This window comes from Streptomyces sp. NPDC001380 (genome assembly GCF_042895785.1).
GTDB lineage: Bacteria > Actinomycetota > Actinomycetes > Streptomycetales > Streptomycetaceae > Peterkaempfera.
Window position 1 is genome coordinate 38,165 of record NZ_JBIAWP010000006.1, and the last position, 13,958, is coordinate 52,122.

Annotated in this window: 10 protein-coding genes and 1 pseudogene; 3 read left to right on the top strand and 8 right to left on the bottom strand. The window is 78.7% G+C overall.

Annotated elements, in window-relative coordinates:
* Window positions 1-205: 205 nt before the first annotated feature.
* The 4 genes from ACFY07_RS09530 to ACFY07_RS09545 form a co-directional block, all read right to left on the bottom strand.
* Complete coding sequence (locus ACFY07_RS09530) at window positions 206-1,711, bottom strand: protein kinase (RefSeq protein WP_390868147.1); 1,506 nt, start codon at window positions 1,709-1,711, stop codon at window positions 206-208.
* Window positions 1,712-2,000: 289 nt separating this feature from the next.
* On the bottom strand, window positions 2,001-2,576 hold the full coding sequence (locus ACFY07_RS09535) for a bacterial proteasome activator family protein (protein ID WP_230649113.1): 576 nt from the start codon (window positions 2,574-2,576) through the stop codon (window positions 2,001-2,003).
* A 58-nt stretch (window positions 2,577-2,634) separates the two neighbouring features.
* A complete protein-coding gene (locus ACFY07_RS09540) occupies window positions 2,635-2,871 on the bottom strand; it encodes a hypothetical protein (protein ID WP_390868148.1) in 237 nt (78 codons plus the stop codon).
* Between the two features lie 1,182 nt (window positions 2,872-4,053).
* Window positions 4,054-5,031: an NAD(P)H-quinone oxidoreductase gene (locus ACFY07_RS09545; RefSeq protein ID WP_390868149.1), complete on the bottom strand. Its 978-nt coding sequence runs from the start codon at window positions 5,029-5,031 to the stop codon at window positions 4,054-4,056.
* Between the two features lie 265 nt (window positions 5,032-5,296).
* Between ACFY07_RS09545 and ACFY07_RS09550 the strand changes: the two genes are divergently transcribed.
* Window positions 5,297-6,358: a potassium channel family protein gene (locus ACFY07_RS09550; protein ID WP_390868299.1), complete on the top strand. Its 1,062-nt coding sequence runs from the start codon at window positions 5,297-5,299 to the stop codon at window positions 6,356-6,358.
* 106 nt (window positions 6,359-6,464) lie between these two features.
* Here ACFY07_RS09550 and ACFY07_RS09555 read toward each other — a convergent pair whose 3' ends face one another.
* Window positions 6,465-7,700 carry a molybdopterin molybdotransferase MoeA gene (locus ACFY07_RS09555; RefSeq protein ID WP_390868300.1) on the bottom strand — a complete coding sequence of 412 codons (1,236 nt, stop codon included), beginning with the start codon at window positions 7,698-7,700 and terminating at the stop codon, window positions 6,465-6,467.
* Window positions 7,701-7,891: 191 nt separating this feature from the next.
* Window positions 7,892-8,914 (bottom strand): annotated as a pseudogene (locus tag ACFY07_RS09560) (NTP transferase domain-containing protein).
* 143 nt (window positions 8,915-9,057) lie between these two features.
* Here ACFY07_RS09560 and ACFY07_RS09565 point away from each other — a divergent pair.
* Window positions 9,058-10,155 carry an NADH:flavin oxidoreductase/NADH oxidase gene (locus ACFY07_RS09565; RefSeq protein WP_230649117.1) on the top strand — a complete coding sequence of 366 codons (1,098 nt, stop codon included), beginning with the start codon at window positions 9,058-9,060 and terminating at the stop codon, window positions 10,153-10,155.
* A gap of 117 nt (window positions 10,156-10,272) precedes the next feature.
* On the opposite strand, the gene ACFY07_RS09570 is transcribed toward ACFY07_RS09565, so the two are convergent.
* Window positions 10,273-10,959, bottom strand: a complete 687-nt coding sequence (locus ACFY07_RS09570; protein ID WP_390868150.1) for a transglycosylase family protein — start codon at window positions 10,957-10,959, stop codon at window positions 10,273-10,275.
* A 153-nt stretch (window positions 10,960-11,112) separates the two neighbouring features.
* Window positions 11,113-12,414 (bottom strand): winged helix DNA-binding domain-containing protein, encoded by a 1,302-nt coding sequence (locus ACFY07_RS09575; RefSeq protein ID WP_390868151.1) that lies wholly within the window; start codon window positions 12,412-12,414, stop codon window positions 11,113-11,115.
* A gap of 219 nt (window positions 12,415-12,633) precedes the next feature.
* On the opposite strand from ACFY07_RS09575, the gene ACFY07_RS09580 reads away from it, so the two are divergent.
* Window positions 12,634-13,893 carry a GNAT family N-acetyltransferase gene (locus ACFY07_RS09580; RefSeq protein WP_390868152.1) on the top strand — a complete coding sequence of 420 codons (1,260 nt, stop codon included), beginning with the start codon at window positions 12,634-12,636 and terminating at the stop codon, window positions 13,891-13,893.
* The last annotated feature ends 65 nt before the right edge of the window (window positions 13,894-13,958 follow it).

Genomic DNA, 13,958 nt, shown 5'->3' on the forward strand with positions numbered 1-13,958 from the left:
CGTCTCTGTCTCGGGCCCCCGGGACCGGCGGCGACTCGGGCCCCTCCGCCCCTGGCCGGGCCGGGAGGGCGGATTCCTCCAGTGCACGCTACCGCCTTCGCGGGGCGTACGTGACGGCTGAACCCCTCGTGGGCCGCCTACCCTGGCACCACCCGGCGCGCACCAACGCGCCCGGCGCGAAGTCGGGGCGGGCGCCCCCGGCCGCTCAGGACGCGGCCGCCGCACCGGACCCGCCGTCCGGAGCGCCCCCTGCGGGGAGGCGCATGCCGTAGCTGCCGGGCGTCGAGTAGTCGGTGGGGCTGCTGCTGCCGGCGCTCTTGCTCATGGCGGCGGCCAGGACGAGGCCGACCACCACCGCCAGGACGAGCAGCACGCAGACGATGACGACCGCCGTGCCGCAGCCGCGCCTCCGTGCGGGGAGCGGCGCGAACGGCGCGGGCGGGGCGAACACCCCCGGGGGCGGGGTGGGCACCCCCGGCCGCATCGGACCGGGCATCGGCGTCGCCGCCTGCTGCGGGAAGACCGGCTGCGGCGGAGGGGTGCGGATCGGCTGCGGCATCGGCTGCGGCATCGGCTGCGCGTGGGGCGGCCGGTACTGCGGGGGCGGGGTGTGCGGGGGCGGGGTGCCCGGTCCGACGACGGGGCCGGGGCCGAACGACGGGGCGGGGGACGGCCGGTACGGCTGCTGCACCCGGTCCGGCGCCGGCGTCCGCAGCTCGCCCGTCACCTGGGGGAAGACCGCGGAGGAGAGGGGGCCGCCGGGCCCCTGCCCGTGCACGGCGCTGGGGCCGCCGCCGATGACCAGCGGCTTCACCCCGTCCTGCTCGCCCGAGGCCACCCGCTGCACCTCGTCGCGCATCGCCTCCGCGGTGGGGAAGCGGTGTGCGGGGTCCTTGCGCAGCGCCCGGGCCACCAGGGCGTCCACCGCCGGGGTCACCGCCCGGTTGAGGGAGGACGGCGCCGGCGGCGGCTCCTGCACGTGCTTGTAGGCGATGGAGAACGCGGTGTCGCCGTCGAACGGCAGCCGTCCGGTGAGCAGCTCGAAGAGCAGGCAGCCCACCGAGTAGAGGTCGGCGCGGGCGTCCACGCTCTTCCCGAGCGCCTGCTCCGGGGAGAGGTACTGCGGGGTGCCCACCACCATGCCGGTCTGGGTCATCGAGGTGACCCCGGACTGGAGGGCGCGGGCGATGCCGAAGTCCATCACCTTGACGACGCCCTTGGGCGTCACCATGACGTTGCCCGGCTTGATGTCGCGGTGGACGAGGCCCTGCTCGTGCGAGGCGGCCAGCGCGGCCAGCACGTCCGCGGTGATCCGCAGCGCCCGGTCGGCGGGCATCGCCCCGTGCTCCTCGACCTCCCGGCGCAGCACGCCGCTGAGCGAGGTGCCCTCGACGTACTCCATGACGATGTAGGGGACCGTGGCGCCGTCGGCGTCGGCGTCCTCGCCGCTGTCGTAGACCGCGACGACGTTGGTGTGGCTCAGCCGGGCGACGGCCTGGGCCTCGCGGCGGAACCGCTCGCGGAAGGACGGCTCGCGGCCGAGGTCGGTGTGGAGGGTCTTCACCGCCACCGGGCGGTCGAGCACGGTGTCGTGCCCGAGGTGGACGGAGGCCATGCCGCCCTGGCCCAGCAGCTGCTGCAGGACGTACCTGCCGTGGCCGACCGCCCGCAGGCCGGCGGCCGCACCGCCCGTGGTGCCGTCCTCGCCCATCGCCTCGACATCCCCCTCGGCAGGCCGCGCCGCAGCCGCGTGTGTGTGGACCGTCCGGAGACCGCCGGCCCCGGCAGGGGCCAGGGTATCGGCACGCCCCGACATGCGTACCGGGGCGTGCGATCGTACTGCGCACACCCCGGTACACGGGCCGCGGGGGCGGTCCGGTTCCCGGCCGGCCCGGCCGCGGGGGCGGTCCCGGGGGCGGCCGGGACGGTCCGGGCGCCCCCGGGGGCACGGGCGGTCCGGCGGGGAGGGACCGGCGGCCGGGCCCCCGCCCGCGCGGGCCCTACAGGTACGGGCCGGAGCGCATGCCGCGCGGGGGCTCGCCCGGCTCCTCGCCGAGGCCGCCGTGGCCGGGCGGCAGCGCCCGGCGCATCTGCTCCAGCTGCGCGCGGGCCGCCATCTGCTGGGCGAACAGGGCGGTCTGGATGCCGTGGAACAGCCCCTCCAGCCACCCCACGAGCTGCGCCTGGGCGATCCTCAGCTCGGCCTCGCTGGGGATGGTGTCGTCGGTGAAGGGGAGGGAGAGCCGCTCCAGCTCCTCCACCAGCTCGGGGGCGAGCCCCTGCTCCAGCTCCTTGATGGAGCCGGCGTGGATGTCCTTCAGCCGCACCCGGCTCGCCTCGTCGAGGGGCGCCGCGCGCACCTCCTCCAGCAGCTGCTTGATCATGCTGCCGATCCGCATCACCTTCGCCGGCTGCTCCACCATCTCGGTGACCGGCAGCTCGCGCGGCTCCTCCCCCTCACCGCCGCCGGGGAGCTTCCGCTCCGCGCCCGGGGCACTGCCGACGGCCATGCCGTCCGGGCCGACGATCAGGACCTGAGGGCCGTCTTCCGGCCGTTCGTTCATCGGCGTGTTCATGGGCGCCATTCTTCCTCACGGGGGGCGCGCGGGGGGCGGCCGCCCCGGGAGCGGGCGGTCAGCCGCGGCGCAGGCGCAGGCCGACCAGCGCCACCCCGGCGCCGACCATGCCCAGCCCCATGCCGAGCGGCAGGTAGGTGCCGGCGGCCACCGCGGAGAAGGGCGGCGCTGCGTCGTCGGCGCCCGCGACCGGGACGGTCGGTCCGTCGGCGCCGGGGAGGCCGCCGGGGCCCGGGAGGGCGGACGTCGCCGCGGCGGGGGCCGCGCCGTCGGGGGCCGCGGACCCTGCAGGCACGAAGGGGGCCCCGCCCCGGGCGGGGGCGGCGGACCGGCGGGCGGCCCGCGGGTCGGCGGGCGGCGGCTGCGGCACCCCGCGGTACGCATCCGGGCCTCCGGGGGCGGCGTCGTCGGCCGGGCCGTCCCCGGCGGGCGGGTCCCCGGCGGGCGGCGAGGGCACGGCGGGCGCGGGGACCTGAGGCCCCGCGGACCGGGGCGGCTCCGCCGCCGGCGACTGGAGCGGCACGGTCGCGTCGGCGGCCGGGCCGCCGGTCGCCGCGCCGGCGGAGGGGGCGGGCACGGACGGCGCGTCGGGGGCCGCCGGGGTCCAGGGGGCGGCGGAGGACGACGGGGCGGGAGGGGGCACGGAGCCGCCGTCCGGGAGCGGCGGGGAGTCACCGCGGTCGCGGGGCCGGGGGCAGCCGGTCCCGACGCGGTCCGCACCCGGGTCCGCGGCCTGCGGGCGGGGGCCGGCGAGTCCGGCCGGCAGCAGCCCCGTCCACGGCGTCCGGCCGGACGCGGCCCCGGGGAGCGGCGAGGGCGGGCCGGTGCGGGCCGGGGGCCGGTCGGCGGGACCGCCGCAGCCGGCGGCCGCGGCGGACGGCGACGCCAGGACGGCGGCGAGCCCGGCGCACGCGGCCAGCAGGAGCGGGGAGGGTATCCCGGCCGTGGAACCGCGGCGGGCCGTCCGCGGCTGCACGGTCCGCGGGAGCGGAGGGGTCCGCAGGGACAGAGGGGTTCGCAGGGACAGAGGGGTCCGCTGGGGCGGAGGGGGCGGGAGGGGCGGCCCGGACGCCTCCGGGCCACCGGGGGTCGGCGGGCGCGGGGCGGGGGTACGCGGCTGGAGCGTGGATCCGGTCACGTGCGGTCGTCCTTCCGACGGCCGCCGTCGGCGGGCGGCGGCACCGGACAAGGCCGGCGGCGCCCGGGACCTCGGCGCCGCTGCCGCCCGGCCTGCGCTGCGTGGTCGGGCGGTTCCTCTCCAGAGTCGCACAACCCGACATACCCGTCATATCGAACACGCGTCGCCGCCCGGACCGCCCCGGACCGCCGGCGGCCCCGCCTCGGGGAGGGCGGGGCGTCCCCTCCCTCCCCCGCCGCGGCACGCACCCGCCCCGGCCCCCGCCGCCGGGCGGGGCGGGGAGGACGGGGCGGGGAGGACGGGGCGGAGGAGAGGGGGGACGGGCGCGGCCGGCCCGCGTCAGACCGTCAGCAGGATCTTGCCGATGTGGGCGCTGCTCTCCATCAGCCGGTGCGCCTGCGCCGCCTCGGCCATCGGCAGCGCCCGGTCGACCACCGGCCGGACCCGGCCCGACTCGACCAGGGGCCAGACGTGCTCGCGCACCGCCGCCACGATGGCCGCCTTCTCCTCCAGGGGGCGCGCCCGCAGGCTGGTCGCGGCGATCGCGGCCCGCTTGGACAGCAGCTTGCCCAGGTTCAGCTCGGCCTTGACGCCGCCCTGCATGCCGATCACGACCAGCCGGCCGTTGACCGCCAGCGCGTCCAGGTTGCGGTCCAGGTAGGAGGCGCCCATGACGTCGAGGATCACGTCGGCGCCGCGTCCGGAGGTCGCCTCGGCGAGTTCCGCGACGAAGTCCTGCTCGCGGTAGTTCACCAGGACGTCGGCCCCCAGGGCCCGGCACGCCTCCAGCTTCTCCGCGCTGCCCGCCGTCACGGCGACCCGGGCGCCCACGGCCTTCGCGAGCTGGACCGCCATCGTGCCGATCCCGCTCGACCCGCCGTGCACCAGGAACACCTCCCCCGGCCGCAGGTGCGCCACCTGGAACACGTTGGACCACACGGTGCAGACGACCTCGGGCAGCGCCGCCGCCCCGACCGTGTCCAGGCCCTTCGGCACCGGCAGCAGCTGCCCGGCCGGCACCGCGACCCGCTCGGCGTACCCGCCGCCGCCGAGGAGCGCGCACACCTCGTCGCCCACGGCCCAGCCGGCCGTGCCCGGGCCGAGCGCCGCGATCCGCCCGGAGCACTCCAGACCCGGGTACGGGGAGGCCCCCGCCGGGGGGTCGTAGAAGCCCTGGCGCTGGAGGACGTCGGCCCGGTTGACGGCGCTCGCCGCCACCTCGACCAGCACCTCGCCCTCGCCGGGCACCGGGTCGTCCACCTCCGCCCACACCAGCGCGTCGGGACCACCGGGTTCGGGAATCGTGATCGCTCGCATGTCCACACGCTAGCCTCGCCGCCGCCCGGCGCCGGGGACCGGGACCCCGGCGATCCGCGGGCGGGCCGCGGGTCCGGCGGGACCCCGGGCGGGCCGCGGCCCGCCCGGCCGCCGGCCCATCCGCCCGGCCGCCCCGTCCGCCCGTCCGCCCGTCCGGTCGGTGTCCGCGACACACCGGGCGGTGACGGCCGCCCCGCGGGCCGCCGCGGTCATCCTGGGAGGCGTGACGAGCGGCAGCCGGCCCCCGGGGCCGGGCGGAAGGGCCCTGCGGCGGCCGCGGCGCGACGCGGACGGGCCGCCGGACCCCGGCGGGGACCCCGGCCGGCACGTCGTTCTGCCCACCCGGCGGCCGAGGCCCCCGCTGCAGCAGGTGGGCCTCCGGGTGCTGATGGCGCTGGCCGTGCTGGTGGTCACGATCGTGGTGGTCTACGCCGACCGCGGCGGCTACACGGACAGCTCGGACGGCCGCGTCGACCTGCTCGACGCCGCCTACTACGCGACCGTCACCCTCTCCACCACCGGCTACGGCGACGTCACGCCGGTGAGCGACTCCGCCCGCCTCGTCAACATCCTGGTGGTCACCCCGCTGCGGGTCGTCTTCCTGATCATCCTGGTCGGCACCACGCTGGAGGTGCTGGCGGAGCGCACCCGCCGGCAGTGGCGCATCGGACGCTGGAGGTCCGCCGTGCGGGAGCACACCGTCGTCGTCGGGTACGGCACCAAGGGGCGGCACGCCGTGTCCACCCTGTTCGGCCAGGGCGTGCACCCGGAGTCGATCGTGGTGGTGGACCCGCAGCGGAAGGTGGTCGAGCAGGCCGCGCTGGACGGCCTGGTCGGGGTGGTCGGGGACGCCACCCGCACCGACACCCTGCTCCGCGCGGAACTGCCGCGCGCCGCCCGGGTCGTGGTCGCCCCGGACCGGGACGACACCGCCGTCCTGGTCACCCTCACCGTCCGGCAGCTCAACCGGAAGGCCACCGTGGTGGCCGCCGTCCGGGAGGACGAGAACGCGCCCCTGCTGCGGGGGAGCGGCGCCGACGTGGTGGTCACCGGTTCCGGCTCGACCGGCCGGCTGCTCGGCATATCGGCGCTCAGCCCCCACGCCGGCGCGGTCATGGAGGACGTGCTGACGTACGGCAGCGGCCTCGACGTCGTGGAGCGCCCCGTCACCAGGGCCGAGGCGGGCGGCAGCCCCCGCGCGTGCGCGGACCTGGTCGTCGCCGTCGTCCGCGGCCACCGCGTCCTCGGCTACGGCGACGCGGAGGCCGCGGCCCTCAGGCTCACCGACCGCGTCATCGTGATCCGCTCGGCGGGGACGCCGGCCTGAGGCCCGGCCGGACGCCGCGCGCGGTGGAGCCTGCCCCCGCCGGGACCGCCGAGGGCCCCGGGACCGCCGGGACCGCTGGGACCGCCGGGACCGCCGGGGCCCCGGCTCAGCGGCCCGGCGCCTCCAGCAGTTCCACGGGCTCCCCCGCCGCCAGCCCGCCGGGCGGGACGGCGGCCAGCGCGTCGGCGAGGGCGAACCCGCGGAGCATGGCGGGGCCGTCGAAGGCCAGCGGGTCCGCGCCCCGGGCGGTGAGCCGTACGGGCAGCAGCCGGGTGTCGCGCGGGTGCCCCGCCAGGTCGGCGGCGGCGGGGGCCCGGCGCGGCGCGGCGGCCGGGTGCCCGCCCAGGGCGCGCAGCAGCGGTACCGCGAGGGTGGCGGCACCGGCGACGGCGGCCAGCGGGTTGCCCGGCAGGCCGACGAGGGTCCGGGGGGCACCGCCGGGGGCGGCGGGCGGCAGTGCGGCGAGCAGCATGGGGTGCCCGGGCCGCACCGCGACCGAGTCCACCAGCAGCCGGCCGCCGGCCTCGTCCAGCGCGGCGTGCAGGAAGTCCACCGGACCGGCCGCGGTGCCGCCGGTGGTGACCACGACGTCGGCGGGCGAGCGGCGGAGGGCGTCGCGCAGCAGCCCCCGGTCGTCCCGGACCATGCGGCGGCCGACCACCCCGGCCCCGCACGCCTCCAGCCACGGGACGAGCAGCGGGCCGAGGGCGTCGCGGACCAGCCCGTCGCGGGGCGGGCCCGACTCCAGCAGCTCGTCGCCGAGGAGCAGCAGTTCGACCGTCGGGCGGCGGTGGACCGCCAGCCGGTCGCAGCCCGCCGCGGCGGCCAGGCCGAGGACGGCCGGGGTCACGGCGGTGCCGGCGGGGAGGAGCGGCTCGCCGCGGCGGCACTCCTGGCCGCGGGGGCGCACGTCGCGGCCGGGCTCGGCGGGGCGGGGAGCCCGGTCGTGGAGGACGCCGGTGTCCTCCCCCGGGTCCGCGGCGGCGGCGCCGCCGTCGCGGCCGGGGGTGCCGCGCCGCTCGACCGTGCCGTGCTCGCGGCGCAGGACGGCCGTGGCGCCGGGCGGCAGGGGGGCGCCGGTGGCGATCCGGACGGCGGTGCCGTCCGCGAGCGGGCCGGCCGGCTGCTGCCCCGCCAGGACGCGCCCGCGCAGCACCCAGGGGCCGGGGCCGGCGACGGCCCAGCCGTCCATGGCGGAGGTGTCGAACGGCGGCAGGTCGGTGCGGGCCACCAGGGGCTCGGCGAGCGCGCGGCCCAGGGCGTCGGCCAGGTCGGCCTCGGCGGCGGGCAGCGGGCGGACGGCCGCCGCGCGGGCGGTGGCGCGGGCCCGCTGCCAGGGCATGCCGGGGTCGGGCCGCCGGTACGGCCCGGGGGGAGGTGCGTCCTGCGAGCCGGGCGCGTCCGGAGGCGCGTCCCAGTCGTAGGGGGCGTCGGCCCGCCGGGACGGGCCGGGGTCCCGGGGGGAGCCGGGCCCGCCGGGGGAGCCGGTCCGGCCGCCGCCGGGCGGGGCGCCGTCCACGGAGGAGGCCCTGCTCATCCGGGCCCGTTGCCGTCGCGCTGCCCCGCGGCCCTGCGCTCGGCCAGCGCGACGGCCTTGCGGCAGGCCTCGGCGACGGCCTCGCTGCCACCGCCCGCGCTGGCGGCGGCGTAGCCGACCAGGAACGCGGTCAGCGGCGCGGCGGGGCGGGCCACGCCGTGGGCGACAACCCTGGTCATGTCGAGCAGCCCGGCGACGTCGACGTCCAGGTCGACACCCAGTTCGGTCTTGGCTTCGGCGATCCAGTCATCCAGCACGCCGCCCATGTTCCCGGATTCCGTGCCGGGCGGCATGCACCGGGCCCCTCGGCCGTGTTGCCGCGGGACCGCCCCGGCCCGCGGGGCCGCCCCGGCCACCGGACCGGCACCGGCTCATCCGGCCCGCCTCCGGGCGGCGGCCACCTGGTCCCAGGTGTCGCAGTCCCAGGCCGCGCCGGCCGCGTCCGGCAGCCGCACCGTGCGCAGGCCGCCGACCAGCCGCCGCAGCGGCAGGCCGTCCGCGCGGCCGCCGCTGCCGGCCACCAGGGCGTCCAGGGCGGCGCGGAGGGCGTCGGTGCGGTAGGCGGCGGCCAGCGGCTGGTCGCGTCCGCCGGCGTCGACCAGGACGGCCGCGTCGGCGGGCGGTCCGGCGGCGTCCGGCGCGGCAGCGGGATCGTCCGGGGACGGGAGGAGGACCTCGGCGGCCAGCCGCTCCACCGTCGGCCGGTCCAGGAACGGCAGGTCCGCCGCCAGCAGCAGCACCACCGGCGCGGAGACGTGGGGGAGGCCGGCGGCCACCGCGGCGACCGGGCCGCCGCCGGGCGGGTCCTCCCGGGTCCACCGGACCGGCCGGCCGGCCGCCTCCCGGACCGGTCCGACCACCACGGTGCGCCGCGCCCCGGCGCAGGCCGCGAGCACCCGCTCCAGCAGGGTGGCGCCGCCCACCCGCAGGCCGGGCTTGTCGGCGCCGTCCAGCCTCCGGGCCGCGCCGCCGGCCAGCACCACCGCGTCGTACCCGCCGCTCACCCTGGCCCGTTCCATGGCCCGAGTATGGCCCGGGCACCGCCCGCGGCGGCCCCGGAGGGGGGCGTGCCGGACGAAAGAACATGCGCTTGCAATTATTTCGCGCGCTACGTACGGTCGGAGACGGCCCCCTGTCCGCCGCGATCCAGCGAGGAGCACCCATGAGCGCTCTCTTCGAGCCCCTCACCCTGCGCAGCCTCACCATCCCGAACCGGGTGTGGATGGCGCCGATGTGCCAGTACTCCGCCGCACCGGAGGGACCCGACACCGGCGCCCCGGGCGACTGGCACTTCCAGCACCTCGCCTCCCGCGCCGTCGGCGGCGCCGGGCTGATCCTCACCGAGGCCACCGCCGTCCTGCCCGAGGGCCGCATCAGCACCCACGACCTCGGCCTGTGGAACGACCGGCAGCAGCAGGCCTTCGCCCGCATCACCGCGTTCCTGGAGCAGCAGGGCACCGTCCCCGGCATCCAGCTCGCCCACGCCGGGCGCAAGGCCGGCGACGGGCAGCCCTGGGGGGGAGTCCGCGGCGCCCTCGCCCCGGAGGACGGCGGCTGGCAGGCCGTCGCCCCCAGCGCCGTGGCCTTCGGCGACCGGCCCGTGCCCGACGAGCTGGACGCCGACGGGATCCGGCGCGTCGTGCGGGCCTTCGCCGACGCCGCCCGCCGCGCGCTCGACGCCGGGTTCAAGGTCGCCGAGGTGCACGGCGCCCACGGCTACCTGGTCCACTCGTTCCTCTCGCCCTTCTCCAACCACCGCACCGACTCCTACGGCGGCACCGTCCAGAACCGCATGCGGTTCGCCCTGGAGGTCGTCGAGGCCGTCCGCGCCGTCTGGCCCGACGAGCTGCCGCTCTTCTTCCGCACCTCGGCCACCGACTGGCTGTCCGGCGACACCGCCGACGAGCGGGAGGGCTGGACCGGCGAGGACACCGTGCTGCTCGCGAAGGAGCTGCAGGCCCGCGGCGTCGACCTCCTCGACGTGTCCACCGGCGGCATCGCGCCCGACGCCCCCATCCCGGTCGGCCCCGGCTACCAGGTGCCGTTCGCCGAGACGGTCCGTGGCCGGACCGGCCTGCCCACCGGCGCCGTCGGCATGATCACCGAGCCGGAGCAGGCCGAGGAGATCGTCGCCTCCGGCCGGGCCGACGCCGTGCTGCTCGCCCGCGAGCTGCTGCGCAACCCGGTCTGGCCCCAGCAGGCCGCCCGGCGGCTGGGTGCCGCCGTGCCCCGGCCCGAGCAGTACGCCCGCGCCTTCTGACGCCCGCGCGTCCCGCCTCCGCACCGGCCCGGTCCCCTGGTGCCGTGGTCCCGTGGTGCCGTGGTGCCGTGGTCCCGGGGTCGTCGGCCCCGGGGCTGCCGGACCGGCCGCGACCGGTCAGGCCGCCAGCCGCAGGTGCTGACCAGGCCGGATCACGTCGGGGTCGCCGCCCAGGACGTCGTGGTTGAGGTCGTAGAGGGCGTGCCAGCCGCCGTGGACGTGGGCCTGCTGGGCGATCGAGGAGAGCGTGTCGCCCGCGTGCACCGTCCAGTAGGAGCTCCCCGGCGCGGGCACCTGCACGGGCAGCAGCGCCTGCACCGTCCACGGCTGCAGCGTCTGCACGGAGTCGGCCTGCGAGACCGGCCGCGCCGGCCGGACGGGGGCGGAGGCGAGGTGCAGCGGCGTCCGGGACGCCGTCCGGGACGCGCGGCCGCACACCGGCCACGGCGTCAGGCCGCGGGAGCCGACGATCCGCTCGCCGACCGCGATCTGCTCCTCGCGGGTCGCCAGGTCGGCGCGCGGCGCGTAACGGCGGCCGCCGTACTGCTCCCAGGTGCCCTGCGTCATCTGCAGCCCGCCGTAGTAGCCGTTGCCGGTGTTGATGTCCCAGCGGCCGCCGCTCTCGCAGCCGGCGATCCGCTGCCAGTCGGCGCCGTCGCCGGGTGCGGCCTGCGGCACGCGTGCCCCGGCCTGCGCCCCGGCGACCGCGGCGGCCGCCTGACCGGCCAGGCCCATGGCGGTGAACACCGCCAGCAGGACCGCCAGGACGGCGACGGCGGCACGCATCGGTGAGAACGACGGCATCGGACGACTCCTTCGGTTCCGCGCTGCGGACGACGCCGTGGATCGACGCCTGTCCTCCTCCAGGGAGCACGCCTACGAGCCGAAAGTCCGACATAAGACGCCCCTTCAGGCGCTGTCCGGAGCAGCAGATTCCCTCCCAGGGGTGACCTGGCGTCAGTCGGACTCCACGACAATCACCTCACCGCCGGTGCCCCCGGCGCCGGCGGACCCCCCGGCACGGCCGCCGGTCCGCCCACCGGCTGCGCGCCCCCGACCTGTACGCCCTTGACCTGCGTGTACGTCACCTGCGGACACGTCACCTGCTGCTCCGCCGCTGCGGTTCCGGGCGGGCGACGCGGCGCCGGGCAGCCGCGAGAACGCCAGCAGCCGCCGCCCCTCCCGCTCCAGCGCGTCGCGGTCGGCCGCGGAGAGCGGCTCGAAGAGCTCCACCCGCAGCGACGGCCCGGCGTCCCGCTCCCGCAGGAGGCGCCACACCCCGCGCACCGAGCCGTCGGCGAGCACCGAGCCCCTCACCAGGCCGTTCCTGGTCATCACCCGCATCCGGTAGGCCTCCGGCAGCACCCGGCCGCGGTCCGCGTGCGCCAGCAGGAGGTTGTCGAACTCCGCCAGCAGCCGCACCGGCACCGGCGTGTCCGGATCGGGGCGCGGCGCCTCCGGCAGGTCGAACAGCTCGGCGCCGCCCTCGTCGCGGAAGAGCAGCAGCCGGGGCCGCAGCCGATCCAGCACCTCCCGGAGCCCCGTCAGCCCCGACCACTTCTGCACGTCCGCCACTGTCGCCGGCCCGAAGGCCGCCAGGTACCGGAGCACCAGCGCGTCCACCGCGGGGACCGGGGGTGCCGGGGGAGCGGCGGCCGCGGAGCGGCCGAGCCACGCCTCCGCCGTGGTGTGGGCGGCCGGCCCGCTCGCCCCCCACAGCCCGCGCGGCGGCACCTGCACCAGCGGCAGCAGGCAGCGCACCGTCATCGCCAGCGCGCACGGGTCGCGGCCCGGCCACCGCTCCGCGAGCAGCGCGCCCAGGGACTCGAAGGTCAGCGGCCGCTCCTCCACGAGCGCCCGGCCCGCCGCGGCCAGCTCCGCGGGGTCCGCACCGGCCAGCTCCCGGCCCCACCGGCTGCGCGCCGTCCGCTCCGACCGAGCCTGCAGCAGCGGCCGCAGGGCCAGGCAGTCCGCGGCGGAGACCAGGTGGATGGTCCCCCGCATCAGGGCGATGCGGACCACCGCGCGCTCCTCGAGCAGCCGCGACAGCTCGTCGGGGCGGAAGTCCGCCACGCGGCTCCACAGGCCCGTGTACGGCGGCTTCGGGTCCTGCGCCTGGAGCCCGACCAGGTGCTCCACGACCTCCAGGGCGGGCAGCGGGCGCCGCTCCACGAGGAGCTGGCGGTCCAGCAGGGCCCGGCCCAGCGAACGCCGTCCGAGGACGGGGGAGTGGCGCGTCCCGCCGCGCGTGTCGGTCATGGCGGCACGCTAGCGGCGGACGGGGACAGGTGCGGTCCTGTTCACCGGGTCCGGGGCCCGCCCACCGCACCTCGCCCCGGTGGCCGGTCCGGGACCGGGCCGCGCCGGGGCCGGCCGCAGGCCCGGCCGTAAACCGGTTGACCCGACGGCAGATCGACGCTGCACTGTCGCGGGACACCACGGGTCGTGGTGCCGGCACCCCGGGAGGCAGCGGCAGCCATGGAGATCCGTCCCACGACCGACCAGGACCTCGACGTCTTCGTCGACACCCTCCATGCCGCGTTCGGGCACTTCCCGGACACCCCGGCCGAGGGAGGCGGAGGGGTCTGGTGGGCGGCGCTCGAAATGGACCGCAACCTGCTCGCCGTGGCGGCGGACGGGCGGCCCGTCGGCACCGCCGGTGCGTACTCCTTCGAGCTCACCCTGCCCGGTGAGGTCGTCGTCCCGGCCGCCGGGGTGAGCTTCGTCGGCGTCCTGCCCTCGCACCGGCGCCGGGGCGTGCTCGGCGCGATGATGCGGCACCAGCTCACCGGACTGCGGGCCCGGGGGGAGTTCCTCTCCGTGCTGCTGGCCTCCGAGGCCCTGATCTACCGCCGGTTCGGCTACGGACCGGCGACCTACACGCAGCGGCTGACGGTGCCGCGCCACCGGGCCGCCCTCGCCCTCCCCCGGGCGCGCGGGACGGTGGACGGCCCGGGGACCGGCTCGGGGACCGGCTCCGACAGCGGCACGGACACCGGCTCGGTCGAGCTGCTGCGGCGTGCCGAGTGCGGCGGGATCCTGGAGGAGGTCTACGACCGGTACCGCCGCGCCCAGCCCGGCGCGCTGTCCCGGCCGCACCGCTGGTGGGCCCTGGGCGCGGGGCAGCCCCCGGTCTCCCCGGCGCCGCGCTACGTCGCCGTCCACCGGGACGCCGAGGGCGTCCCGGACGGGTACGCGAGCTACTCGCTCGGCGAGTCCGACACCCTGACGGTCGACGAGACCGTCGCCGCCGACGACGCCGTCTTCACGGCCCTGGCCCGGTTCGTGCTGGGGCACGACCTGGTCTCCCAGGTCGTGTTCAGGCACGTCCCGCCCGGGCACCCGCTGCGCTGGCAGCTTGCGGACTTCCGGGCCGGCCAGGTGGCCAACGACACCGACTGGCTCTGGGTGCGGCTGCTGGACGTCCCGCGTGCGCTGACCGCGCGCGGCTGGTCCGCGGACGGCGAGCTCGTCCTCGACGTCGACGACCCGTTCCTCGGGGAGCGCGGCCGCCACCTGCTGACCGTCCGGGACGGCAGGGCCGAGTGCGCCCCGACGGACCGGGAGCCCGACCTGTCCCTGGACGTGAGCGACCTGGGCTCGGTCTACCTCGGCGGCACCGCCCCGAGCACGCTCGTGCGTGCCGGACACGTCCGGGCCCACCGCCCGGGCGCGGCCGCCCTCGCCGACGCCCTCTTCCGCGCCGAGCGCCCCCCGCACTGCCTGCACTGGTTCTGACCGCGCGCCCGCCGGCCACGACCGGGCCCCGCCGACCGGGTGGCCGGACGGTAGGGGGCGCCGGC

What these genes read in the sequence shown, in the direction of transcription:
- ACFY07_RS09570 (WP_390868150.1), bottom strand. Translation starts at nt 10,959, where the DNA reads ATGCCGTCGTTCTCACCGATGCGTGCCGCCGTCGCCGTCCTGGCGGTC.
- ACFY07_RS09535 (WP_230649113.1), bottom strand. Translation starts at nt 2,576, where the DNA reads ATGAACACGCCGATGAACGAACGGCCGGAAGACGGCCCTCAGGTCCTG.
- ACFY07_RS09555 (WP_390868300.1), bottom strand. Translation starts at nt 7,700, where the DNA reads ATGCCCTGGCAGCGGGCCCGCGCCACCGCCCGCGCGGCGGCCGTCCGC.
- ACFY07_RS09575 (WP_390868151.1), bottom strand. Translation starts at nt 12,414, where the DNA reads ATGACCGACACGCGCGGCGGGACGCGCCACTCCCCCGTCCTCGGACGG.
- ACFY07_RS09580 (WP_390868152.1), top strand. Translation starts at nt 12,634, where the DNA reads ATGGAGATCCGTCCCACGACCGACCAGGACCTCGACGTCTTCGTCGAC.
- ACFY07_RS09530 (WP_390868147.1), bottom strand. Translation starts at nt 1,711, where the DNA reads ATGGGCGAGGACGGCACCACGGGCGGTGCGGCCGCCGGCCTGCGGGCG.
- ACFY07_RS09565 (WP_230649117.1), top strand. Translation starts at nt 9,058, where the DNA reads ATGAGCGCTCTCTTCGAGCCCCTCACCCTGCGCAGCCTCACCATCCCG.
- ACFY07_RS09545 (WP_390868149.1), bottom strand. Translation starts at nt 5,031, where the DNA reads ATGCGAGCGATCACGATTCCCGAACCCGGTGGTCCCGACGCGCTGGTG.